Source organism: Marinospirillum alkaliphilum DSM 21637 (assembly GCF_900119735.1).
GTDB lineage: Bacteria > Pseudomonadota > Gammaproteobacteria > Pseudomonadales > Halomonadaceae > Marinospirillum > Marinospirillum alkaliphilum.
Map to the genome: position 1 here is coordinate 12,676 of NZ_FPJW01000013.1, position 24,768 is coordinate 37,443.

Annotated in this window: 20 protein-coding genes; 6 read left to right on the forward strand and 14 right to left on the reverse strand. The window is 56.8% G+C overall.

What is annotated here, in order from left to right:
* The 8 genes from BT114_RS14020 to BT114_RS14055 are packed head-to-tail and all read right to left on the reverse strand — an operon-like array spanning window position 1 to window position 9,022.
* The gene (locus BT114_RS14020; RefSeq protein ID WP_084662288.1) at window positions 1-1,569 is read right to left on the reverse strand and encodes a SulP family inorganic anion transporter; all 1,569 of its coding nucleotides are present in this window, start codon (window positions 1,567-1,569) and stop codon (window positions 1-3) included.
* On the reverse strand, window positions 1,570-3,414 hold the full coding sequence (locus tag BT114_RS14025; RefSeq protein ID WP_072327131.1) for a V-type ATP synthase subunit A: 1,845 nt from the start codon (window positions 3,412-3,414) through the stop codon (window positions 1,570-1,572). It abuts the gene before it with no gap.
* Window positions 3,414-4,109 carry a hypothetical protein gene (locus BT114_RS14030; RefSeq protein ID WP_072327132.1) on the reverse strand — a complete coding sequence of 232 codons (696 nt, stop codon included), beginning with the start codon at window positions 4,107-4,109 and terminating at the stop codon, window positions 3,414-3,416. The genes BT114_RS14025 and BT114_RS14030 overlap by 1 nt, the downstream gene beginning before the upstream one ends.
* Window positions 4,109-4,792 carry an ATPase gene (locus BT114_RS14035; RefSeq protein WP_072327133.1) on the reverse strand — a complete coding sequence of 228 codons (684 nt, stop codon included), beginning with the start codon at window positions 4,790-4,792 and terminating at the stop codon, window positions 4,109-4,111. Before BT114_RS14035 ends, BT114_RS14030 begins: the two co-directional genes overlap by 1 nt.
* 27 nt (window positions 4,793-4,819) lie before the next feature.
* Entirely contained in the window at window positions 4,820-5,266 is a 447-nt protein-coding gene (locus BT114_RS14040; RefSeq protein WP_072327134.1) for an ATP synthase subunit C, read from the reverse strand.
* Window positions 5,254-7,038 (reverse strand): V-type ATP synthase subunit I, encoded by a 1,785-nt coding sequence (locus tag BT114_RS14045; RefSeq protein WP_072327135.1) that lies wholly within the window; start codon window positions 7,036-7,038, stop codon window positions 5,254-5,256. The genes BT114_RS14040 and BT114_RS14045 overlap by 13 nt, the downstream gene beginning before the upstream one ends.
* Entirely contained in the window at window positions 7,035-7,640 is a 606-nt protein-coding gene (locus BT114_RS14050) for a V-type ATP synthase subunit D (RefSeq protein WP_072327136.1), read from the reverse strand. The genes BT114_RS14045 and BT114_RS14050 overlap by 4 nt, the downstream gene beginning before the upstream one ends.
* Window positions 7,641-7,654: 14 nt before the next feature.
* Window positions 7,655-9,022, reverse strand: coding sequence for a V-type ATP synthase subunit B (locus tag BT114_RS14055; RefSeq protein ID WP_072327137.1), 1,368 nt, complete (start codon window positions 9,020-9,022; stop codon window positions 7,655-7,657).
* A 202-nt stretch (window positions 9,023-9,224) separates the two neighbouring features.
* Here BT114_RS14055 and BT114_RS14060 point away from each other — a divergent pair, with 202 nt between their 5' ends.
* The 4 genes from BT114_RS14060 (at window position 9,225) to BT114_RS14075 (ending at window position 12,196) form a co-directional block, all read left to right on the forward strand.
* Entirely contained in the window at window positions 9,225-9,947 is a 723-nt protein-coding gene (locus BT114_RS14060; protein WP_072327138.1) for a 5-oxoprolinase subunit PxpA, read from the forward strand.
* Window positions 9,937-10,635, forward strand: a complete 699-nt coding sequence (pxpB, locus tag BT114_RS14065) for a 5-oxoprolinase subunit PxpB (protein ID WP_072327139.1) — start codon at window positions 9,937-9,939, stop codon at window positions 10,633-10,635. Before BT114_RS14060 ends, pxpB begins: the two co-directional genes overlap by 11 nt.
* 7 nt (window positions 10,636-10,642) lie before the next feature.
* A complete protein-coding gene (locus BT114_RS14070; protein WP_072327140.1) occupies window positions 10,643-11,593 on the forward strand; it encodes a 5-oxoprolinase subunit C family protein in 951 nt (316 codons plus the stop codon).
* Between the two features lie 165 nt (window positions 11,594-11,758).
* Window positions 11,759-12,196 carry a c-type cytochrome gene (locus tag BT114_RS14075; RefSeq protein ID WP_245770455.1) on the forward strand — a complete coding sequence of 146 codons (438 nt, stop codon included), beginning with the start codon at window positions 11,759-11,761 and terminating at the stop codon, window positions 12,194-12,196.
* A 74-nt stretch (window positions 12,197-12,270) separates the two neighbouring features.
* Here the strand turns inward: BT114_RS14075 and rep are convergent, their stop codons facing one another.
* The 6 genes from rep to BT114_RS14105 all read right to left on the reverse strand — a co-directional run bounded on the left by rep (window position 12,271) and on the right by BT114_RS14105 (window position 20,044).
* Window positions 12,271-14,304, reverse strand: coding sequence for a DNA helicase Rep (gene rep / locus BT114_RS14080; protein ID WP_072327141.1), 2,034 nt, complete (start codon window positions 14,302-14,304; stop codon window positions 12,271-12,273).
* Between the two features lie 4 nt (window positions 14,305-14,308).
* Window positions 14,309-14,794 (reverse strand): tRNA (uridine(34)/cytosine(34)/5-carboxymethylaminomethyluridine(34)-2'-O)-methyltransferase TrmL, encoded by a 486-nt coding sequence (gene trmL, locus BT114_RS14085; protein ID WP_072327142.1) that lies wholly within the window; start codon window positions 14,792-14,794, stop codon window positions 14,309-14,311.
* 41 nt (window positions 14,795-14,835) lie between these two features.
* Window positions 14,836-16,275, reverse strand: coding sequence for a nitrogen regulation protein NR(I) (gene ntrC, locus BT114_RS14090; RefSeq protein WP_072327143.1), 1,440 nt, complete (start codon window positions 16,273-16,275; stop codon window positions 14,836-14,838).
* Window positions 16,272-17,375: a nitrogen regulation protein NR(II) gene (gene glnL, locus BT114_RS14095; protein ID WP_072327174.1), complete on the reverse strand. Its 1,104-nt coding sequence runs from the start codon at window positions 17,373-17,375 to the stop codon at window positions 16,272-16,274. The genes ntrC and glnL overlap by 4 nt, the downstream gene beginning before the upstream one ends.
* A gap of 271 nt (window positions 17,376-17,646) precedes the next feature.
* Entirely contained in the window at window positions 17,647-19,302 is a 1,656-nt protein-coding gene (locus BT114_RS14100; protein WP_072327144.1) for an ATP-binding protein, read from the reverse strand.
* A 22-nt stretch (window positions 19,303-19,324) separates the two neighbouring features.
* On the reverse strand, window positions 19,325-20,044 hold the full coding sequence (locus BT114_RS14105) for a response regulator (protein WP_072327145.1): 720 nt from the start codon (window positions 20,042-20,044) through the stop codon (window positions 19,325-19,327).
* Between the two features lie 397 nt (window positions 20,045-20,441).
* Here BT114_RS14105 and BT114_RS14110 point away from each other — a divergent pair, with 397 nt between their 5' ends.
* Window positions 20,442-23,348, forward strand: a complete 2,907-nt coding sequence (locus BT114_RS14110; RefSeq protein WP_072327146.1) for a ribonucleoside-diphosphate reductase subunit alpha — start codon at window positions 20,442-20,444, stop codon at window positions 23,346-23,348.
* Between the two features lie 66 nt (window positions 23,349-23,414).
* A complete protein-coding gene (locus BT114_RS14115; protein ID WP_072327147.1) occupies window positions 23,415-24,647 on the forward strand; it encodes a ribonucleotide-diphosphate reductase subunit beta in 1,233 nt (410 codons plus the stop codon).
* Window positions 24,648-24,768 lie beyond the last annotated feature (121 nt).

The following is a 24,768-nucleotide window of genomic DNA, read 5'->3' on the forward strand; positions in this document are numbered from 1 at the left end:
TCACGTTGGTTGATTCTGTACGGCCTGGTCCAGATGGGTGAAGACCAGGTCTGCATGAATATGCGGCAGGCGCGCTTCGAGTAACTGGTTGCGCAGGTGCGGACGCACCACCAGTTCCACGTTCAGGCCGCGTTGTTGATAGTGGGCCACGGCTTCATCCAGCATCAGCAGGGCGCTGGCATCCAGTAGCTGGATTTTGCGGCAATCAAGAATGATCTGGCGGGTATCCAGCAGTTCATCCACGGCTTCGATGCGATCCAGCAGGTGGCTGGTTGAGCCAAAAAACAGTGGCCCCTTGATGTGCAGGATACGCACCCCTTCGGTCTGGCGATTCAGTGACGGCAGTTCGTGGTTGGCATCAAAATGCACCTGCGCCTGTTGTGCCAGACGCCAGGTGACAATACCCATGGCCAGGATCACGCCAGCGGTTACCGCAATCACCAGATCAGTGAAAAATGTCAGCAGCAATACCGTCAACAGAATGGCAAATTCGCTGCGTGGCAAGACTTTGGCCATACGAAAAATACGCCCGTCCAGAATATCCACACCCACTTTTAACAAGATTCCGGCCAGCACCGCCAATGGGATGTTTTCAGCCAGGGGTGCCAGTCCTAATAGCAGCCCCAACAACACCAGGGCATGAATCACACCACTGAGGCGGCTGTTGCCTCCGGCTTTGACGTTCACCACGGTACGTAGGGTGGCACCTGCACCGGGCAGACCGCCAATAAATGCACAAAGCAGGTTGCCCAGCCCCTGGCCCATCAATTCCCGATTGGGTTGATGGTGGGTGTGGGTGATGGAGTCTGCCACCAGCGAGGTCAGCAGGCTGTCGATGCTGCCGAGTACCGCCAGGGTTAATCCCAGGGTGAAAATCAAAGTCCACTGGTCGAGGGCAAAACTGGGCAGTTGAAATTCCGGTAGTGCGGTCGACAGGCTGCCGATCACGGGTACATCCATGGCAAAGTGCAGACTGAGCAGGGTGCAGATGACCAGCGCGATCAGCGGGGAGGGCAACCAGCGACTGATGCTGGCGGGGGTAAGAAACACCAGTAGCAGGGTGATACCACCCAGCAGCAAGGCCTGCAGATTGATGGTCTGTAGTTGTTGTGGCAACAGCAGCAGTGCCTGCAGAGGCGCGGATGCAGCGCTATGCCCCAACAGGGGTGCCAGTTGCAGTACCAGAATGATGCCGCCGATGCCGGTCATAAAGCCGGATATCACCGGATAAGGAATAAAACGCACCAACGCTCCGGCACGCAGGGCGGCCAGCAGTAATTGAAACAACCCGGCCACCAGCACCACCAGCATCACCAGTGACAGGTTGTTGCCCAGCAGGGTCAGGGCCGAGGCAAACACAATGGTCATTGGCCCGGTTGGACCGGAAATCTGTACACGGGTGCCACCCAGTAATGCCGCCACCAAACCCAGGGTTATGGCGCCATAAACACCCGCTAATGCACCGGCTCCGGAAGCCACACCAAAGGCCAGCGCCAATGGCAGGGCGATGATACCGGCAGTGAGCCCGCCTGCCAGATCACCGGCCAGACGGGTCAGGTTGGGCTTCACTTAGTTTCCACTGGCCTCTTGCAGCTCCGGCTGGGCAAACTGGTTGAGCTGGTGAATCTCATTCCAGTAGCGCTTGAAGTCGGGGCTGCCTTCGCGGCTGTAGTTGAGGTTGCGGAACAGACCGGCCAGACGGGTAAAGTGTTCCCTGACACTGTCCTTGTCTTCCAGCGGGGGATGTTCAAACAGGCAGCGTTTCAGCAGTTTAAAAAAGGTCTGCTGGCGTTGCATCGGAGTGGAGGCATCCACATCATCAAAGGCATCCTGCTGCAGGTACACCTGATCCAGGCACTGGGCGCGGTTGTAAGTCAGGAAGTCATCCAGAGTGACCCCTTCCTCACCGGTCACCTGCATCATCTGCTGTACATCTTCACCCTGCACCAGCAGTTTTTGCATCTGTTTCACGTCTTTCACCCACTGGCCGCCCAGGTGTTCGCTGTACCAGCCGGATAACTGATCCAGATAACGCGACCAGGAGATCAGGGGATCCACTGCCGGATAGGCACGTTTGTAAGCGCGGTCGGCACTCAGCCCCAGGAAGGTCTTCACGGTGCGCAGGGTAGATTGGGTCACTGGTTCCTCAAAGTTGCCCCCGGCCGGTGATACAGTGCCGATCAGGGTCAGGCTGCCGTGTTCACCCTGATTGTTGCGAATCAATCCGGCGCGTTCGTAGAGGGTGCGTACCGAGGAATCCAGGTAGGCCGGGAAGGCTTCTTCACCGGGAATTTCTTCCAGGCGTCCGGAGGTTTCGCGCATCGCCTGGGCCCAGCGGGAAGTGGAGTCGGCAATCAGCAGCACGTTGTAACCCATCTGGCGGTAATACTCGCTGAGGGTGATGCCGGTGTAGATGGAGGCTTCTCGTGCTGCCACCGGCATGGAAGAGGTGTTGCAGATGATGATGGTTCGATCCATCAGCGTGCCGCCCTTGGGATCTGGCAGTGCCGGGAATTCGGTGATGGTTTCCACCACCTCACCGGCGCGTTCACCACAGGCCACAATCACCACAATATCCACGTCGGAAAAACGCGAGATCAGGCTCTGCAGTACCGTTTTACCCGCACCAAAAGGGCCGGGAATACAGGCCGTACCGCCCTTGGCAACCGGGAAAAAGGTGTCGATCAGGCGGATGGAGGTCAGCATCGGTTGTTCCGGGTAGCAGCGCTCAGACAGGCGCTGGGCCAGCAGTGGCTGACTGACCGGAATACGCACTGGCCATTTCTGCTGCATGGTCAGATCGTGTTCCTTGCCGCGATGGTCGCGCAGGCGGGCCACCGGGGTGTCCACCGTGAAGGTGCCTTCCTGAATCCAGGTGATTTCCACTTCACCCGCCTGGTTGAAGGGCACCATGATCTTGTGTTTAAAGCGGCCTTCCTGCACATGCCCGACCGGATCACCGGCTTTCAGGCGCGCACCAACCTTGACACCGGGCTGGAAGGTCCATTGTTTCTGGGTATCGATGCCTTCCACCTGCAAACCACGCGGCAGGAAAAAGCCGTGCTGGGAAGCAATGATTTCCAGCGGGTTCTGCAGGCCGTCATAGACCTGACCCAGCAGGCCGGGGCCAAGGGTCACCGACAACATCTGACCGGACTGGCGCACCGGATCACCGATGGCCACACCACGGGTGTTTTCAAACACCTGCACATCGGCTTCACCGTGGCGCACCCGCAGCACTTCCGCCTGCAGGTATTCCTGGCGTCCGTCAGCCGGGGTGCGGGTCGGACAGATGTACACCACTTCGTTTTTGATCAGCGGGTGAAATTGCCCATCTGCATCGGTTTCCAGTTGCAGTGTGACGATATCGTCCCTGACCCCGGCAACCCGGGCGGTGATCGGTGCGTCCTTCATCAGGAAAGGTCCTCAAAGGCTGATTCAATGTGTTGCGTGATGGCCGGTGTGTTCAGCAGTTGGCTGGTCAGGTGCTGGAAGGCTTCCAGTGCCTGCACCGCATCACTTTTCAGGTGTTTTTCGGTCAGACCCCAGCGCAGTACAAAACAGATCACCGTGTCCAGGGTGAACTGCACGCTGCGCTCGATAAACAGCAGGTCTTTCCACAGCCAGGCATTCAGTTGTTGCTCCAGTTCACCGGAGTGACCCTTCAGCAGCAGTGGCTGCAGTTCGGCCAGAAACGGCAGTGCGGTGTCCAGTCCGAACAGGGGTTCGTGCCAGTGGCGGCGAATCTGCCCGGTCCAGCGTCCGAAACCGGAAAAATGCTCCGGGCCGATGCGCCCCTGTTGCCGGTAACGCAGGGCCGCCAGCAGGGTTTGCCATTCCAGTTTCAGTTGGATGCGTTCACGGATCAGCGGGGATTCAAGCTGTTGCAATTGTTGTTGCCAGTCCCGCACCAGTGTCTGGTCTGGCAGGGATTGCAGGCTCACATCACCCTGGTGATACAACCGCTCGGCCTGCTGCAATTGCTGCCGGTCGGCATCACTGAGCATCGACAAGCGACGATCCAGTGCAATCCGCGAGATCGGGAGCTCCTTGCATTGGGGCAGCGGTGGCAGGTGCGGCAGGGCCGTCACCAGGGTGTAATAGGTCACTAGCGGATCACTCCTTCCAGCAGTGCCCGGAAACGGGGTTGCAGGTGACGCAGTAGCAGCTTGGCAATGGCCTTGTCGGTCAGGTCCACTTCCACTTCCTGACCCACCAGCCGCACACGGATGCCTTCACCGCCGTGGCTGTTAAAGCTGACCCCTTCACGCAGCAGTTCCGCCGACAGCGACTGCACAAACTGGCTGAGGCGGCCTTCCTTGTATTCACTGGCATTACGGCGCAGTTCATCCAGACCGATGAAGTTGTCCGGCAGCAGCACTTCCACGGCAGTGGCATCCTTCAGGCCGGACTGGTCACGTACTCGCCCCACCAGCTCCAGAATCATGCGCTGCATGAATTCCGGGTTGTTCATCTGCTGCTGGATCAGGCGGTCCACCTGATCGGTGAAACTGCGCGCCAGGCTTTCTTTTACATCCAGCAGCAGGTCACGAGCGGCCATTTTCAGGGCATCTTCCCCAGCCTGACGCTGTTGGGTCACTTCGCGCCGTGCCTGGGCACGCAGGGCGTCTGCTTCTTCCTGTGCCTGTTTCAGCAGCAGTTCTGCTTCCTTTTCGGCATCCAGGATGATGCGGTCGGCTTCACTCCGACCCTTCTGCACACCCTGCTCTCGCAACTGTTCAATCAGTGCTTCGATGCCGGAGGCGGCATGGGTTTTTTCCAGTTCAGTCATGTTCAGCTCCCGGGAACCTCAGATCGATCAGGCCGGTACACCGGCACTGATCACCAGGGCAAAAATGAAGGCAAACACCGCAAAACCTTCCACGATGGCAGCCGGAGCCAGGGACATACCGAAGATTTCCGGACGGATTTTTGACACGTTGATGGCCGAGGCACAGCTGCGGCCCTGGTAGATGGCACTGAACATCAGCGCCAGACCACACAGCAGACCGATGGCAGCCAGACCGGCTGCGTTGTCGATGTTCAGTTCCCGGTTCAGGGCAAACATCACCACAATACCGTAGATGGACTGGGACGAAGGCATGGCGGAAATACCGATGTAGCGGCCATGGCCGGTTTCGGTTTCCAGCAGCGCGCCTGCGGCGGCTTGTCCGGCCAGCGAACAGCCAATCATGCTGCCAATGGCACCCAGTGCCATGGGGCCATAAAGGCCGGCCCAGCCAAGAGCCAGGATCAGGTTATCCAAGGTGTTACCTCCCGTTTTGCAAAGGGCTGGAAGGGGTAACCTTCATCAGCCAGACTCCAGTTATAAAACTCGATCAGGTTCAGACGCAGGCCATGAATCACCCCGCTGACCACGGTTAAAACAAAATTCAGCAGGTGCCCGACCAGCAGGATCAGCACTTGCAACAGCAGGCCGATGCCGGGCAGTGCCGCTGCAACATCGGCTGCCAGCTGGTTGAAGGTGATGGCCAGCGAAGCGCTGGCCAGGCCCAGTGCAAACAGACGCAGGTAGCTGAGGATATCGCCAAAAATTTTGGTGACGTTGGTGAGTGCCAACAGGCCGGATACCAGTGTGCCCAGGCTGAAGCTGCTGCGGGGGGCCGAGAACAGCAGCACCAACACCAGCCCAAGCGCAAACGCCAGCCAGTGCAGGGTGGTGAAATCAAAGATCCAGCCCAGCAGGGCAGCCAGCACCGCCAGTGCCCAGCCAACGGAAGACAGACTCTGGCTGGACTGGCGTCTGACCCAGGCCATCATCAGGTTGCCTAAAATCAGGTGTGCCGCGCCGATGCTGATGGAGAGGGTCATCATCGAGTCAAAGTCGTTGAGATCGAGGATTTTTAACGATCCCAGCCAGGGCAGGGGTGCCGAGGCACCAAAATAACTGCCGACCAGCACTCCCCACACCACACCAGCACCAGTCAGGGCGGCACCCATGGCGCGCAGGCGGCGTCCGGTTTCACTCTGCGCCATGCTGTTCCAGTACCAGGCCAGTACCGCACCCAGCAGCAGTGAATAGCCGGCATCCGACATGATGATGGCAAAAAAGCTGACAAAGGAGAAAAACACCACCCGCGAGGGGTCCCAGCTGCGATAACCGGGGGTCTGGAAAAAACTCACCACTTCCTGCCCGCCACCGACTTTTTCCGGGTTGTCCAGCAGGGTTGGGGGCAGTTCTTCCTTGCCGGGTGACTCCAGCAGCAGTACCAGCCCCTGCTGCTCGGCAAAGGTTTGCAGAGCCTTCAGGTCGCGTTCGGCAATCCAGCCCTGCAGCGCAAAGAGTTCATCATAATCCTGGGTCTGGTCAGCCACTTCGGCCAGCAGGGCGGCATCTTCGGTATTGGCAATGTTGCGCTGTAACAGATAAATCCAGCGGGTCAGGGCTTCACGCCCGGCCTCGGTGGCTTCCAGGGCAATTTCAGTTTCTTCCAGTTGTTCACGCAGCTGGCTTAAGGGGATGTCGCCGGTGTGGGTGCGTGGCACCGGCATGCGGTTGGCATCCGGTTCTTCGGCAGACACCACCAGCACATAGGTGTGGCGGTTGTCCTGATGCACAGCCATCCACGGCAAGTCAGCGCGGTGCACTTCTTTCATGCGGAAGTTGGGCACCAGATAAAACCACAGTTTCTGGTGGTTCAGGCTGTCCGGATCGGGCAGCTTGAACTCTCCCCAGGGTTCGAGGTCGCGGATGCGCTGTTGCAGAAAGTCGCGTTGTTCACTCAGGCGGATGCGTTCACTGCGGTTGTGATCCACTTCCTGCAGCACCTGTTTCAGGTTCAACTGGTGTTCGCGGGTCACCTGGCGGCGTTTGACCGGGCAGCTGAGCAGGTAGTGCAGTGAGCGTTTTAACAGCTCCGGGCTGATTTCGCTGTCAGCTTCGGCGGCTGGTCGCTTGTCGCTGTCGGTCAGCGGAATGATGTGCAGCAGTCCCAGCTGTTGCAGGGCATCCAGGGTGATGAGTTTGTTCTGGGTCAGCCCGATCAGTGAGGCTTTTTGCAGTTGCAGGATACTCATGCCATGCCTGCCTTGAGCCGTTTGTTTTTGGCAATCTTGGAAGTGACCACACCGGCACGTTCACTGTCGGACAGGGCAATGCGGATTTTGCGAATGTTGCGTTCGGCGCGTGGGATCAGCACCTTGTCAAACAGGTTCAGGCGCTGGGTGGTTTTCTGCAGACCGGTTTCCAGCAGTTCCAGGCGTTTATTCAGCACCTGTTGCTGCAGTTCCAGCTCGGTGGCCTGAATCAGCAGTCGGCTGAGGTGATCCATCCAGTGATCGCTGGCCAGCAGTGAATAGGATCTGGCCGTGATTTTCAGGGTGCGGATTTCCGGCAGCCGAATGCCCACCAGATTGGTCTGACCGATGTCCAGGGTCTGGATTTCCACCAACTGCCCGGCCTGGCCGGAGAAGTTCGACAGCATCGGCAGGTGTTCACGGATCTGTTGTTGCAAGGCCTGCTGCTGTTGTTCGCCGGATTGCAGCAGACGCCGGGTGGTGGCCCGTGCAGCCAGCAGCTGTTTGCGCTTTAAATCCAGTGCCGGAACAAACTTTTTGAAGGCCTTAACCTTGCGCCCTTCCTTGTTCAGCGTGCTTTTGTTCAGTGCCAGCTTGCTCACGATCAAGACTCCTGTCAGGCGTTTTCAGTGGCAGTCTGACGAGGAAAATACTTGTCGATCAGGCTCTGTTTCATCAGCAGCTCTTCTTCACGGAAGCATTCCGCCAGGGTTTGCCAGCCCAGATCCAGCGCTGCTTCCAATGGCAGGCTGACATGGATGTCCATGAAGCGTTGATGGAACAGGCGACCAAACTTGAGTACCCGCTCATCGTATTCACTCAGTTCAAAAGACATCGCCTGTTTCTGCTCGGCATCCTGGGAGGCGGCATAAAAACGGATCAGGGTGTTCATGATCTGGCTGTGGTCTTCGCGGGTGACCTTGCCAATCACGTGTTGTTTCAGGCGTGACAGGGAACCGAAAGGGTCAATCACCCCGTTGTGCAGGTAAAACTGGCCTTCGGTGATGTAACCTGTGTTGTCCGGCACCGGGTGGGTCACGTCGTCACCGGGCATGGTGGTCACCGACAGGATGGTGACTGAACCGGCTCCCTTGTAGTCACAGGCTTTTTCATAACGCCGTGCCAGCTGGGAGTAGAGGTCACCGATATAACCCCGGTTGGAAGGCACGTGTTCCATGGAAATGCCGACTTCTTTCAGGGCATCGGCATAAGCGGTCATGTCGGTCAGCAGCACCAGCACTCGCTTGCCTTCACTGACGGCATAACGTTCTGCCACCGCCAGCGCCATGTCCGGTACCAGCAGGGCTTCCACGGTCGGATCAGAGCCCTGATGCACAAACATCACGGTACGGGCGGCCACGCCCGCTTCTTCAAAGGTGCGGCGGAAGAAGTGGTAATCGTCAAAAATCAGCCCGATGCCACCAAACACCACGATGTCAGCATCGGCCTGGGCACCGATGCGGGCCAGCAGCTGGTTGTAGGGTTCACCGGCCACCGAGAAGATCGGAATCTTCTGGCTTTCCACCAGGCAGTTGAACACATCAATCATCGGCACATCAGTGCGGATCATGCGGGATGCCAGAATGCGGCGAGATGGGTTAACGGTGGGGCCGTCAATTTCGATTTTTGGCTCTTCGGTGAGTGCCGGGCCACCATCAATCGGGTGACCAGTACCGGAAAAGGCACGCCCAAGAATGTTGGGTGAGAAGGTGACTTCCATCGGGCGACCCAGGAAGCGCACCACCGAGTGGGTAGACAGTCCTTTGGTGCCGGAAAAGACCTGCAGGGAGACTTCTTCACCGTCCAGCAGAATGATCTGGGCCAGGCGTGGTAACACGTCCTGTAACTCATCCTTGCTTTCGATCAGGGCCAGATCACCAAAGCTGATCTGGGAGGCTCCCGCTTCGGCAGATGGAACGTGAACCTTGACGATGTCACCGACAATTTCAAGGATGCGGGAATAACGGATCAGGAGTTGTGACACACCGACCTCCTTGCAGCGTGAAAGATGTTGCCATGTTTAAACCTGTTTTTGAAACTTGGCAAGTGGGTGTATCAGCACAAGCTTAAAAATACCCAATTGGCATAACTTCATGCTGATTCATGCAAATGAAGAAATGATGGCAACCCGGTGATTTTGTGATGGCGTGTTATGCTTCAGAAAAAGCAACAGAGCAGGTAAAGCCATGTTGATTAATGCAGATGTAGGTGAAAGTTTTGGCTGCTGGCAGATGGGGCAGGATGCGCTGCTGATGCCCTGGTTGGATCAGGCCAGTATTGCCTGTGGTTTCCATGCTGGTGATCCAGCAGTGATGGTTAAAACGGTGCAGCTGGCGCTGGAGCATCGCGTGGAAATGGGTGCCCATCCGTCCTACCCGGATTTGCAGGGGTTTGGGCGGCGCTCCATGGCGATGAAACCGGAAGAAGTGACCGCACTGATTCGTTATCAGGTGGGTGCCTTGCAGGCGATTGCCGAGGCAGAAGGCGGGCAGTTGGGTTATGTGAAACCTCACGGCGCGCTGTATAACGACATGATGCAGAATGAACAACTGCTGCTGGCAGTGATGGAGGCGGTGGCCGGATTGAACCGGTCGCGCTCACAGCCGTTGCGCCTGATGCTGCTGGCCCAAATGGATAACACCCAGGTGCAGCAACTGGCGGAGGCGCGGGATTTGCCGCTGTATTTTGAGGCCTTTGCCGACCGGGGTTATCAGGCTGATGGTTGGTTGATCCCACGGGGTCAGCCCGGTGCACTGTTGCAGACCGAAGCCGAAGTACAGCAGCAGGCCAATCGTTTGTTGCGGGGTGATCCGGTGCAGGCTGACAGCCTGTGCCTGCATGGTGATCATCCTCAGGCGCTGGCTTTTGCCGAGGCACTGTTTCAGGCCGTGAAGCACCATGCATTATGAGTTGCAACGGGCTGGACTCAGTGGTGTGTTGCTGCAACTGGCCGAGGTCATCACCCCTGGTTTACCGCTGCAACTGCGTGCCTTGCGTGAGTACCTGCTTGCAGCGTTGCCCGATCTAGGGCTGCAGATCACCCCTTCCTACACCAGCCTGCTGCTGGAATATGACCTGCTGCAGATCAGTCATGCGGCCTTTCTGGAACGACTGCACCCCTTGTTGCAGGGCTGGCAAGCCCCGGTGTTGGACACCACCCAGGCGGCGGTGATTGAGATTCCGGTGTTTTATGATTTAACCACCGGACCGGATTTGCCACGTGTGGCAGAACAGGCAGGTCTGGCAGTGGATGCGGTGATCACGCTGCATGCAGCAACCGCTTATGAAGTCTGTGCGTTGGGTTTTGCACCCGGTTTTGCTTATCTGGCCAGTGTGCCACTGGCCTTGCGTACACCACGCCTGACCACCCCGAGAAGCCGGGTTCCGGCAGGTAGTGTGGCGCTGGCTGATCAACAAACGGCGGTTTACCCGCAGGAATCACCGGGCGGCTGGAATCTGATTGGACGCACCCCCTTGCGAATGTTTGATGCCAAGCGTTCACCACCCAGTGTGTTGCAGCCGGGGCAACAGGTGCGTTTTGTACCGGTGGATCAACACACCTTTGTGCAGTTGGGCGGGGTACTGGATGCAGGTTAAGTCGGGTATGAAAATCCTGCAGCCCGGTGTATTGAGTCTGGTGCAGGATGCCGGGCGTCAGGGGGTGTCTCATCTGGGATTAACTCAGGGTGGGGTGATGGATCGCCACGCCTGGGCCTGGGGCAATCGTCTGGTAGGCAATGCCTGGGGTGCGGCAGGGCTGGAAATCACTGTGGGTGGTTTGCAGTTGTGCTTTTACGGCCAGGGTGTGGCGGCGCTGACCGGTGCCGAACTGCAAGCCCGCTTGAATGATGCACCCTTGCGTAACTGGTGCTCCTTTCGTTTTTCTGATGGTGACAGGTTGCAGCTGGGCCATGCCCGCCAAGGCATGCGCAGTTATCTGGCTATTGCCGGAGGTTTAAAAACCCCTGTAGGACTGGGGCATAGCCGGTCCACCGTGATGCGTGAAAAACTGGGTGGCCCGGATGGGCAGGGACAAGCCTTACAAGCTGGAGACTGGTTGACCTTATCGAATCTTCAAGTGAGCCATGATGCCCTGCCGCTTTGTTCCGTTCCCTTGCAATGGCAGCCGGATTACTGTGATGAACCGGTCATCCTGCAGGTGGTGGAAGGCTATCAGGCCATCAGTCTTGGCGCGGAGCGCATCAGGGCGCTTTATGCCATGGATTGGCAGTTGAATGCGGCCAGTGGTCGCATGGCGGCACTGTTTGAACCGGCGCCAGGTGCTGAAAGCCTGTTGCAAACCCCTGCCATGTCGCTGGTTTCAGAAGGGCTGGTGGCTGGTAGCATTCAGCTGTTACCCAACGGCCGTCCGGTGGTATTGCTGGCAGAACGTCAGACGTTGGGTGGTTATCCCAAGCCTGGTGCGGTGGTGCCGCGCAGTCTGGATCGCCTGGCACAGGTTCGTCCGGGTCAGCGGGTGCGTTTTGCCCCGGTGCAGCCGGAAATCGCTGAGCAGCAGGAGCAGGCATTTCAGCGTTTTTTCCGCGTGACTTAATCACGACCAAAGGCCATTACACAGATGGTTACTTACCCCGCTTTTCTTGGGTATAATCTGCCGACCCAATTTTTCCGCTTGATGTTAATACACGACAGGCACCTCCGGTTTAAGGCCTCTTGGCTTATCCGGGTTGGCCTGAAAACCAGACTAGAGGTGGTGAGAGTGAAACAGAAAAACCAGGTAAGCCGTATTCTGGCAATGGCTGCTGTACTGGGCTTTGGTCTGCTGGTCGCCCTGCAAGTGCAGGCACGTACCGGTACTCCTGAGCAGATCGCCGAGCGTCTGAAGCCTTCCGGTGAACTCTGCCTGCAGGGTATGGATTGTGGTGGTGTGGCTGCTGCTCCTGTGGCTGCTGGTCCAAAATCCGGTGACCAGGTGTACAACAGCGTGTGCATGGCTTGTCACAACACTGGTGCTGCTGGTGCTCCCAAGAAGGGTGACGTAGCTGCCTGGGCCTCTCGCCTGGCGCAGGGCATGGACAGCATGTATGCCAACTCCATCAAGGGTATCCGTGGTATGCCTGCTCGCGGCGGCAACCCGAACCTGTCTGATGCTGAAGTAAAAGCTGCAGTGGATTACCTGGTTGAAGCCAGCCGCTAAGCCCTTCAGAATCAAAAAAGCAGCCTGAGGGCTGCTTTTTTGTTGCCATCAATTTTTTGCTGGCAGGTTGCAGATCAGTTGTTCAGCATCGCCCGCAAGGCATTAATGCGATCCTGTTTGCGTTGTTTACGCTCCTCCGGTGATTGGGTGTCCGTCACCCGCCCTTCCCATTTCAGATCATCCTGCGGCAATTCATCCAGAAAACGGCTGGGGGTGCAGTTGAGCATCTCACCATAGGTCTTGCGTTGTTTGGCCAGTGTCAAGGTCAGCTGCTGCTGGGCGCGGGTGATGCCCACATAAGCCAGTCGGCGCTCTTCTTCAATGGTGTCACTTTCAATGGCATTACGGTGAGGCAATAACTCTTCTTCCATGCCCATCAGGAACACCTGGGGAAACTCCAGTCCCTTGGAGGCGTGCAGGGTCAGCAGCTGCACCTTGTCGGAATCATCCTCTTCTTCCTGCTGCTCCAGCAGGTCACGCAATACCAGTCGGGCAATGGCTTCACGGATGCCGACCTGATCATCATCTTCCTGCATGCGCTTGAGGGTGTCAGACAGGGAGTCGATCAGTGTCCAGATATTGGCATAACGCCGTTCGGCTACAGTCGGTGTACTGGCGTTCTGATACAGCCAAGCCTCGTAATCCATGTCACGGATCATTTCACCGATGGCAGCAATCGGGTCATCACTTTCACAGCGGCGAATGATGCTGTCCATCCAGTGGGTGAAACGACGCAGTTTTTCCACCTGATGTTCTTTCAGGTACTGTTCCAGTCCCATTTCATGGCAGGCCGCAAACAGGCTGACACCCCGGTCGCGGGCGTAGGTGGCCAGTTTTTCCAGAATCGCCGGACCGATTTCACGGCGCGGGATGTTGATGATGCGCAGAAAGGCGTTGTCGTCGGCTGGATTGATCAGCAGTCGCAGGTAACCCATGATGTCCTTGATCTCATTGCGGGCAAAAAAGCTGGTGCCGCCGCTGATCTTGTAGGGAATCTGGAAGGCCTGCAGTTTGATTTCAACAATACGGGACTGGAAGTTGCCACGATAAAGCACTGCAAAGTCCTTCCAGCTGGCCTGCTCCTTGATCTTGCGGGTCATGATTTCGGCGGCAATGCGTTCCGCTTCGGCTTCTTCGCTGGCGCATTCAATCACCCGGATCGGATCACCGTATCCCAGTTGGCTCCACAGGCTTTTTTCATGCAGGTGCGGGTTGTGGGCAATCAGGTGGTTGGCCACTTTCAGGATGCGTCCGGTGGAGCGGTAGTTCTGTTCCAGCTTGATGATTTTCAGGTTGGGGAAGTCTTCACCCAACTGGATCAGGTTTTCCGGGCGGGCACCGCGCCAGGCATAAATCGACTGGTCATCATCACCCACCACCGTGAAGGTGCGGCGCAGGTTGGTCAGCAATTTCACCAGCCGGTACTGGCTGATGTTGGTGTCCTGGTATTCATCAATCAGCAGGTAATGCATGCGGTGCTGCCACTTTTCCAGCACCTCGGGCTGTTGCTGGAACAGCAGTACCGGCAAGCGGATCAGGTCATCAAAATCTACTGCATTGTAAGCCTGCAGGTGGCGGTTGTAGTGTTCATAAACCTGTGCCGCCAGGCGCTCGGACGGGTTTTCGGCCACCGCTGCGGCGGTGTCCGGTTCCACCAGGTCATTTTTCCAGTTGGAAATCAGGTGCTGCACCTGATTGACCACATCGGCATCCACCTGCGCATCCTTGTGCATCAGATCACGCAGCAGTGCGCGTGAATCTTCAGTGTCGAACAGTGAGAAACCGCTTTTATAGCCCAGGTGTTTCACTTCGCGGCGAATGATGTCCAGTCCCAGCGAGTGAAAGGTGGAAACGGTGAGGCCTTTGGCTTCTTCGCGGCTGAGCATCTTGCCAACCCGCTCTCGCATTTCCCGCGCGGCCTTGTTGGTGAAGGTCACCGCACAGATATTACGGGCCGCCATGCCACGGCTGCGAATCAGGTAGGCAATTTTGCTGGTGATCACACTGGTTTTACCCGAGCCGGCACCAGCCAGCACCAGCAGTGGGCTATCCACCTGTTGCACAGCTTCAAGCTGTCGGTCATTGAGTCGGGCAAGAATTTTTTGCATGGCTTCAGGTTTCAGCTTGAGCCGTCAACTGGGCTCCGACAAAACCCAGTTGTTTCCAGGCTTCATAAACGATCAGGGTGCAGGCGTTGGACAGGTTCATGCTGCGACTGTCGGGTAACATCGGAATGCGGATGCGCTGTTCCGCGGGCAGCTGATTGAGTATTTCCGCGGGTAAACCCCGGGTTTCCGGGCCAAACAGCAGCAGGTCATCATCCCGGTATTCCACCTGATGATAAGGCTGACTGCCTTTGGTGGTCAGTGCCAGTATCCGACCGGGATTCACACTGTTCAACAGGTCATTCATGCCGGTATGCACGGTGACAGCCGCCCACTCGTGGTAATCCAGTCCGGCCCGCCGCAGGCGTTTGTCATCCAGCAGAAAACCCAGCGGTTCCACCAGGTGCAGGCGAAAGCCGGTATTGGCACACAGGCGAATGATGTTGCCGGTGTTGGGCGGAATTTCAGGTTGGTAAAGGGCGATGTCCGGCATGGGGTCTCCTGTAGAAGACCCGATTATACCAGCGAGCAGACTTATTCGTCTTCGTCGTCACCGCCACTGATGCCCAGCTCTTTCAGTTTGCGGGTCAGGGTATTGCGACCCCAGCCCAGCAGTTCTGCGGCATCCCGCTTGCGGCCACCGGTGTGTTTCAGGGCTGCATCGATCATGATGCTTTCAAAGGCGGGCACCGCCTTGTCCAGCAACTGGGTTTCACCCCGCATTAATGCCTGTTCAGCCCAGTAACGGAGTGATGCCTCCCAGTCGCTGGCGATGCGGCTGGGGGTTTTGGCCAGCAGTTCCGGTGGCAGGTCTTCAATCAGTACTTCCCGGCCGGAGGCCATCACGGTTAACCAGCGGCAGGTGTTCTGCAACTGGCGCACGTTGCCGGGCCAGTCCAGGCGGCAGATGTATTCAATGGTTTCCGGGCGCAGCACCTTGGTTTCACTGTTCAGCTCACGTGCGGCCTGGGCTAAAAAGTGCTCAGCCAGGCGCGGGATGTCTTCGCGGCGATCTTTCAGTGATGGCAGATGGACACGAATCACGTTGAGGCGGTGGAACAGGTCTTCACGGAAGCGTCCGGCTTCCACCAGTTTTTCCAGGTCCTGGTGGGTGGCGGCAATGATGCGTACATCCACTTTTACCGCGGTATGACCACCAACCCGGTAGAACTCACCATCCGCCAGTACCCGCAACAGGCGAGTCTGGGTTTCAGCAGGCATGTCACCAATTTCATCCAGAAACAGGGTGCCACCATTGGCCTGTTCAAAACGCCCCTGGCGCTGGGATGCCGCACCAGTAAAAGCCCCTTTTTCATGGCCAAACAGCTCGGATTCAATCAGATCGCGCGGAATGGCCGCCATATTCAGGGCAATAAACGGTTGATGGGAGCGTGGGCTGTGTTGATGCAGGGCATGGGCAACCAGCTCTTTACCGGTGCCGGACTCACCATTGATCAGCACGGTAATGGTGGAGTGGGATAAACGGCCGATGGCCCGGAAGACCTCCTGCATGGCTGGTGCTTCACCAATGATTTCAGGTGTGCGGTTGGCTGCGGCTTGCTCAGCAGGTGTGGCACTGCGCTGCTGGGCTTTTTGTTCTTCGGCATGGGCCAAAGCACGATTCACCAGTGCTACGGCCTCATCCACATCAAAGGGTTTGGGCAGGTATTCAAAAGCACCGCCCTGATAAGAGGCCACCGCACTTTCCAGGTCTGAGTGGGCGGTCATGATGATCACTGGCAGGCCAGGATAGAGTTCGCTGACCTGTTTCAGCAGGTCCAGACCATCCATGCCCGGCATGCGGATATCAGTAATCAGGGCATCCGGGCGCTGACGCACCATCTGGCGCAGCGCCGTGTCTGCGCGTTCAAAGGCTGTGACCTGAATATTGGCCTGATCCAGTGCTTTTTCCAGAACCCAACGAATGGAACGGTCATCATCGATGACCCAGACATGGCCTTTGGGTGTGGTCATTGTGCTGCTCCTGTAGTCTGTTGTTCTGTGACGGCATGATCAAAAGGGATCAGCAGCCGGAATTCGGTGTGGCCGGGATGACTGAAACATTCAATCAAACCCTGGTGTTGCTGCAGCGCAGCCTGTGCGATGGTCAGCCCCAGGCCGGTGCCTTCAGCCCGGCCACTGACCATTGGATAAAAAATGTTTTCCAGCATGTTTTCCGGGATGCCAGGGCCGTTGTCGATGATCTTGACCTGACACACCAGCCGGTGGCGTTCTGATCCCAGCGTGAACTGGCGCTTGGCACGGCTCTGCAAAATGATACGTCCGTTGGACTGGCCAGATTCGGTCAGCGCCTGCATGGCGTTGCGCACGATGTTCAGCACCGCCTGGATCAACTGTTCCTTATCCCCCATAAACTCTGGCAAGCTGGGGTCGTAATCCCGGATCAGGCGTATCTGGTCACCAAATTCAGCCTGAGCCAGGGTATAAACCCGCTCCAGCACTTCATGGATGTTGAGCGGTTTCATTTCCGGTAAATGGCGCGGCCCCAGCATGCGGTCAACCAGATTACGCAGTCGATCTGCTTCATCAATGATGACCTGGGTGTAATCCTTCAGATCTTCATCCGGTAATGCCCGTTCCAGTAGCTGGGCTGCACCACGAATGCCCCCCAGGGGGTTCTTGATTTCGTGCGCCATGCCCCGAACCAGTGCGCGCACGGTTTCCTGCTTGTTCACCAGTTCCTCTTCACGGGAAATGCGCAGTTGGCGATCACGCGGGAAAATTTCCACGATCAGTTGTGTGCGTTTGAACTCGGCAATGGGCGACACGGTATAGTCTACGGTCAGGGTTTCACCATTGTGCAACTGCAGTTGCGCTTCACGCTTGGTGAACAGATGGCCGGTTTCAGCGGCCTGACGCAGCGCATCAGGACCTGCTCCAGGTTCCTGAAACAACTGATGAATCGGGTGGCCACGAAAACGCGTCAAGCTGGCAGCCAGCAGCATTTCAGCAGCTGGATTCATATACACCAGCTGCAGGTTCTGCTCTAACAGCAGAACAGCAGTTGTAAGGTTTTCCAGCAGATGACGGGGCAGTTCCTGGGCCGGGCTCATGTGCTTCTCTGAAAAATGGTCTGGATCGGTATTTTCCGGTGTTCCGGATATCTGATGGGTAGTAGATGCAAAAGCCGCACCAACCTGTGCGTTTTGCACCATTAACCTACATCAGCGGCAGACAAAAGGCTTCATCACGGTGCGTAGCAGGTTGTTTTGCACTGGTGTATGCACAAATATAGTGCGCTATGAAAATAATGGCACTCGTCTGGTGCGATTGCCCGAGGCTGATTTCAGAATGCGGGTGCCTAAGCCTAAGCGCTGAATGCAATTATTGGGGAGGGATTTCCAGTGGTGGCAGATCCGATGATTGCTGGCGCGGGAAAATCAGGCTGAAGCGAGCACCTTGCAAGTCCGGGCTGCGGTCCACCAGGGCGCTGCCGCGATGCCAGTAGATGATGCGTTGGACGATGGATAACCCCAGTCCGTAACCACCGGAACTGCGGGTACGACTGTCATCCAGGCGGGAAAAGGGCATGAATACTCTTTGCCAGTCTTCTTCCGGAATGCCGGGGCCGTCATCTTCAACATCGACCCGGAAGGTATCACTTTCCAGATAACAGGTGATACGGATCTGCTGGTGCGCATAACGCACGGCATTGCCCACCAGGTTCTGGATGGCACGTTGAAAATAACGCCCTTCCAGATCGGCTTCCGGACTGAAGTTGGCGGGATTTTCGATCTGCAAGGAGAGTTTCAGGCTCGGGTGGGTGCGTTGAAAGCCGCTGAGCACTTCTTCCAGCAGGCCGCTGACATCCTGAGTCATGAATTGCAGCTGCAGCTTTTCCTGACCCAGACGGGCATAGGTAAGAATTTCATCAATCAGGGTGTCCAGCTCATCGATGTCCCGGTCGATGCCCTGTACCTGGTACACAATGGCTTCATGCGGGCTGCCATCTTCACTCAGATCTTCAATCATCTGCAGACCAAAACGAATGCGTGCCACCGGGGTGCGCAGTTCGTGAGATACCGCGTGAATCATTTCCTGCTGGGTGCGCAGCAGGCGTTGTACCTGTTCAGCCATGCGGTTGAAGGTGATCGCCAGTTTGCTGACAAAATCTTTGCCGGACAGGGGTACACGCGCCTGCAGGTTACCGGCTGCCAGTTGACTGGATGCACGCTCAAGGCTGCGTAAACGGCTTTCCAGGCCACGTAGAAACCACCAGATGCTAACCGCCAGCATCAGTAAAGACAGCAGCAGAATGGCCATCAGCAAGGGCAGTGGATAGGGATTGAACAGATCAACCGGCCCCACCCTTAACCAGCTGTTGTCACCCAGCTGGATATAACTCAGCAGATGGCGGGGTGCATCAGAAAAAAGCACCACTTGCTCACCACGCTCCAAGCGCCGCTGTTGCAGCTGATCCGTTTCAACCGGCAACTGGGTCAGCAGCTCCAGCGGGTAGGCAAAATGTTCATTCAACTGGCGTAAACGGGCATCACGCAGCTCTGTCGGGGTGCGTTGCAACTCACGCAGCAACAGGTAAATGGAGGCGCTGGCCTGCTGTTCAGTGACTCGCCACAGCTGGGTACTGAGCAGTGTTTCGGTGTCGGTGGGAAAAAAAACTTCCAGGCTGCCATCCGCTCCCGGGCGCAATAACAGACGTCGTTCCTTCAAGCGATTGCTTTCGCGGCGGTTAAAGTTTTCGTTGCTGAGGTGCAGCTGGTTGACCTGGATGCCAAGGGTCTGGTTGATGTCATTCAGCCATTCCGCTTCATGCCCTGGTGTCAGGCGGGAGAATTCTTCGGTCAGGGTGTTGAACAGGCCGGAAAGCTGGGCTTCGTGGAAGGCTTCCTGCCGCACCTGGTTGGCCAGATTCACCAGCAGCACACTGAGCAGCAGGGTGCCAACCAGGGCACCAAAGGTGCCCAGATAAACCCTCAGGAAAAAATTGCCAAGACGTTTTTGCAGCAGTGCAAGACTCATGAAGGGATGCCCGGCCTGGCGGTCAGACTTCCTTCACAAACAGATAACCCTTGCTGCGCACAGTCTTGATGCGGCGTGGGTGCATCGGATCATCACCCACTTTCGGACGAATGCGTGACACACGTACGTCAATGGAGCGGTCCTGACCATCGTATTCAATGCCACGCAGGGCAGTGAAAATTTCTTCACGCGTCAGTACCCGGCCGGCATTGGAGGCCAGTAGCCACAGCAGATCAAATTCGGCGCTGGTCAGGTCGATGCTTTCGTTTTTCAGCCAGGCTTCACGCATGGCGCTGTCGATCACCAGATCACCGAATTCCAGGCGGGAGGTCTGAGGTTCGTTCAGATCGGTGGCGGCTGGTTGTGCTTCCGCACGACGCAGCAGGGCGCGTACACGAGCCAGCAGTACGCGTGGGCGCACCGGTTTGGCCACATAATCATCAGCGCCCATTTCCAGGCCAACCACCTGATCCATATCATCGGTGCGGGCAGTCAGCATCAGGATCGGAATGTCTTTTTCCATCTTCACTTTGCGACAGATGCTCAGACCGTCTTCGCCGGGTAGCATCACATCCAGAATGATCAGGTCGGGGTTTTCGCGTTCAATGCGTTCCACGGCCTTTGCCCCGTCACCTTCAATGGAAATCTGGAAGCCATTACCTTCCAGATACTCGCGAGTAAGGGTAGCCAGGCGGGAATCATCTTCAACTATCAGTATGCGGGGTGACTGGTTTGCGTCCACTGTTTTAGTCTCTCACTTTACTTGTTCCCGGTTGATGTTATGTCCTGCTGACGATCGGCTGACAGGGCAGTCATGTTCTGCATCATACCTCAATCCGTTGTGGTTGAAAGGGGGCAGTATCAAAAGCGGCATGGATAGCGGGGATTTTGAAAGTTTTGGACAATCAGTTTTACAAAACGCCATATAAAATTTCCATCGCGCAAGAAAACGCAACCAATCCCAGTGCTTGCAGTGCCTGCGGGAATGTACCCACCAAGTACACAGTTTGTCCACAGGATATCCCACTTGCTAGAGGCGCAAAACAACACTATCTTGTGCTTCGAAAATCTTGCGCCCCTATATATGGGGTTTTTACGGCGCATCAAACTGACTGAAAAAACTCGAAAGAGACACGGAAATGACCACATCAACAAGTGAATACAAGGCAGACAGCAGCAACCGGAATGCAGCGCTTTCAGACGGTGTGCAGACCACAGCACCCGGAAAGCTGCGGGTGATCAAGCGTAATGGTGAGCTGGCTGGTTTTGATGCCGACAAAATCTCTGTGGCGATGCGCAAGGCTTACATTGCGGTGGAAGGTGAGCAGGCCGACTCCTCCAGCCGCATGCGTGAACTGGTTGAAAAACTGACCCTGCAGATCGTTGAAACCTTCCTGCGCCGTATGCCGGAAGGTGGCACCCTGCACATTGAAGACATCCAGGATCAGGTTGAGCTGGCGCTGATGCGCTCCGGTGAACAGAAAGTGGCACGTGCCTATGTACTCTACCGCGAGGAGCATGCCCGTCTGCGTGCCGCTCAGCAGCAGGGTATCAGCAAGCCGCACCCGACCATCACCGTCACCCATCTGGACGGTCAGCGTCGTCCGCTGGATCTGGGTCGTATTGAAACCCTGGTGCAGGAAGCCTGTGAAGGGCTGGACCGGGTTGATGCCCGCAAGATTGTTGAAGACTCCATCAAGAACCTTTATGACGGTGTGCCGGTGGATGGCGTGTCCACTGCACTGATGATGACAGCGCGTACGCTGGTTGAAAAAGAGCCGGATTACACCTACGTCACCGCCCGTCTGCTGCAGGACAACCTGCGTCGTGAAGCCCTGTCTTTCCTGGGTATAGCAGAAGATGCCACCCAGCACGACATGGCTGATCTCTACCCTAAAGCCTTTAAAGCCTATGTTGCCAAGGGCATTGAATTTGAACAGCTGGACCCGCGCCTGGGTGAATTTGACCTGGATCGCCTGGGTGCAGCACTGAACCCGGATGCCGACAACCAGTTCACCTACCTGGGCCTGCAAACCCTGTATGACCGTTATTTCCTGCATCATGAAGACGTGCGTTATGAACTGCCGCAGGTGATGTTCATGCGTGTGGCCATGGGTCTGGCGTTGAATGAAAAAGACCGTGAAGCCCGGGCCATCGAGTTCTATCAGGTACTGTCGTCTTTTGACTACATGGCATCCACCCCAACCCTGTTCAACTCCGGCACCTTGCGCAGCCAGCTGTCCAGCTGTTACCTGACCACCGTGCCGGATGATCTGGACGCTATCTACCGTGCCATTCACGACAACGCCATGCTGTCCAAGTGGGCCGGTGGCCTGGGCAATGACTGGACACCGATTCGTGCCATGGGCTCTCGCATCAAGGGCACCAACGGCAAGAGCCAGGGTGTGGTGCCTTTCCTGAAGGTGGTCAACGACACAGCCGTGGCCGTTAACCAGGGTGGCAAGCGCAAGGGTGCGGTGTGTGCTTACCTGGAAACCTGGCACCTGGACATCGAAGAGTTTCTGGAACTGCGCAAGAACACCGGTGATGACCGTCGTCGTACCCACGACATGAATACCGCCAACTGGGTGCCGGACCTGTTCATGCAGCGGGTGTTTGAAGACAAGGAGTGGACCCTGTTCTCTCCCAACGATGTGCCGGATCTGCACGACCTGTTTGGCCTGGCCTTTAAAAATGCCTATGAAGCCTACGAAGAAAAAACCCGCAACGGCGAGCTGAAACTCTTCAAGCGGGTGAAAGCGGCTGATCTGTGGCGCAAGATGCTGTCCATGCTGTTTGAAACCGGCCATCCCTGGATCACCTTCAAGGATCCGTGCAACCTGCGCTCACCACAGCAGCACGTGGGTGTGGTGCACTCGTCCAACCTGTGCACTGAAATCACCCTGAACACCAGTGCCGATGAAATTGCCGTGTGTAACCTGGGCTCCATCAACCTGGTGCAGCACATCACTGCCGACGGCAAACTGGATGTGGAAAAACTCAAGCGCAGCGTGAAGGTGGCTGTGCGGATGCTCGATAACGTCATCGACATCAACTACTACGCCGTGCCTCAGGCGCGCAACTCCAACCTGAAGCACCGCCCGGTGGGTCTGGGCATCATGGGCTTCCAGGATGCGCTCTACAAACAAGGCATTGCTTATGCCTCTGATGCCGGCATCGAGTTTGCCGACCGTTCCATGGAACTGGTCAGCTACTTTGCCATTGAAGCGTCATCCGACCTGGCAGCAGAGCGTGGTCGTTACGAAACTTATGAAGGCTCCTTGTGGAGCCAGGGCATCCTGCCGCTGGATTCGATTGAAAAACTGCGTCAGGAACGGGGTGCCCAGTACCTGGAAGTGGATACCTCCAGCACCCAGGACTGGGAACAACTGCGCGCCAGGGTGAAGCAGCAGGGCATGCGTAACTCCAACGTCATGGCGATTGCCCCGACGGCCACCATTTCCAACATCTGTGGTGTGTCTCAGTCGATTGAACCGACCTACCAGAACCTTTATGTGAAGTCCAACCTGTCCGGTGAGTTCACCGTAGTGAACCCTTACATGGTGAAAGACCTCAAAGAAGCAGGGTTGTGGGATGAGGTGATGGTTAACGACCTGAAATACTACGATGGTTCACTGCAGCCGATTGAGCGGGTGCCGGAAGCAATCCGTCAGCGTTATGCCACTGCCTTTGAAGTGGAACCCAAGTGGCTGGTGGATGCTGCTTCACGCCGCCAGAAGTGGATTGATCAGGCACAGTCCCTGAACCTCTACATCAAGGGTGTATCCGGTAAAAAGCTGGACGTGACCTACCGCATGGCCTGGTATCGTGGTTTGAAAACCACCTATTACCTGCGTGCTCTGGGTGCCACCAGTGTTGAGAAGTCCACCGTGGATCGCGGCACCCTGAATGCCGTGTCCAGTGGTGCTCCGGCCGCAGCACCGGTACAGGCCCGCGGCGTTGAAGACTTCCTGGAAGGTCGCAGTGGTCCACGTGCGCCCAGCGCCGGTGACATTGATGACCTGGGTTGTGAAGCCTGCCAGTAATGGCAGGTGACGAGCCCCGAAAAGTCACTGATAAAAGTTCTGAAGGAATCGAGTGAGGACAAAAGCATGTTGAACTGGGACGAATACGAAGAAGCACCCACCGCAACCCAACCTCAGGCTGCCGCCAAACCAGCCCCTGCTGCCCAGCCGCAGCAGGTGGCCGAAGCGGCTCCGGTCAGCCAGTACCGCCCGAAAACGGAAGGTGAACTGCATCGCCGTGCCGCTGAAGCAGTGAAAAACCTGGATGTGGCCGCCGGTCTGGAAGAGCTGGAAATGGGTGCGCAGCGTATTGCCGTTGATGACAAGCGCATGATCAACTGCCGTGCCGACCTGAATCAGCTAGTGCCCTTCAAGTATGAATGGGCCTGGCAGAAGTATCTGGATGGTACGGCCAACCACTGGATGCCGCAGGAAGTGAACATGAATGCGGACATCGCGCTGTGGAAAAGCCAGACCGGCCTGACCGAAGACGAGCGCCTGATTGTGATGCGCTCACTGGGTTATTTCTCCACTGCCGACTCGCTGGTGGCCAACAACCTGGTGCTGGCCATCTACCGCCTGATCACCAACCCCGAGTGCCGCCAGTACCTGCTGCGCCAGGCCTTTGAAGAAGCCATCCACACCCATGCTTACCAGTACTGTGTGGAGTCGCTGGGCATGGATGAAGGCGAAGTCTTCAACATGTACCGCGAAGTGCCTTCGGTGGCCGCCAAGTCTGCCTGGAGTCTGAAGCACACGCAGGCCATTGCCCGCCCGGACTTCCAGACTGGCACCACTGAGACCGATCAGGAACTGCTGCGCAACATGATCGCCTTCTACGTGGTGACGGAAGGTGTGTTCTTCTATTGTGGTTTCAGCCAGATCCTGTCCATGGGTCGTCGCAACAAGATGACCGGTGTGGCCGAACAGTTCCAGTACATCCTGCGGGATGAATCCATGCACCTGAATTTCGGCATCGACATGATCAACCAGATCAAGATCGAAAACCCGCAGCTGTGGACACCGGAGTTCCAGGAAGAGATCACCCAGATGATTCTGGAAGGCACCCAGCTGGAAATCGCCTATGCTCGCGATACCATGCCGCGTGGTGTGCTGGGTATGAATGCTGCCATCATGGAAGAGTATTTGCACTTCATCTGCAACCGCCGCCTGGCCCAGATTGGCCTGAAAGAACAGTTCCCCGGTGCCACCAACCCCTTCCCGTGGATGTCGGAAATCATTGATCTGCGCAAAGAAAAGAACTTTTTTGAAACACGGGTGACTGAATACCAGGTGGGTGGTGCACTCAGCTGGGATTGACCCTCAGTTGAGCAACCGCAGAGAACCCGGCCTGGTGCCGGGTTTTTCATTATCTGGCGGCTGGGAAAAAGTCATTACAATACTTCTATAAGAAAGTGCAGCAGGGATTTGCGAACAGGGG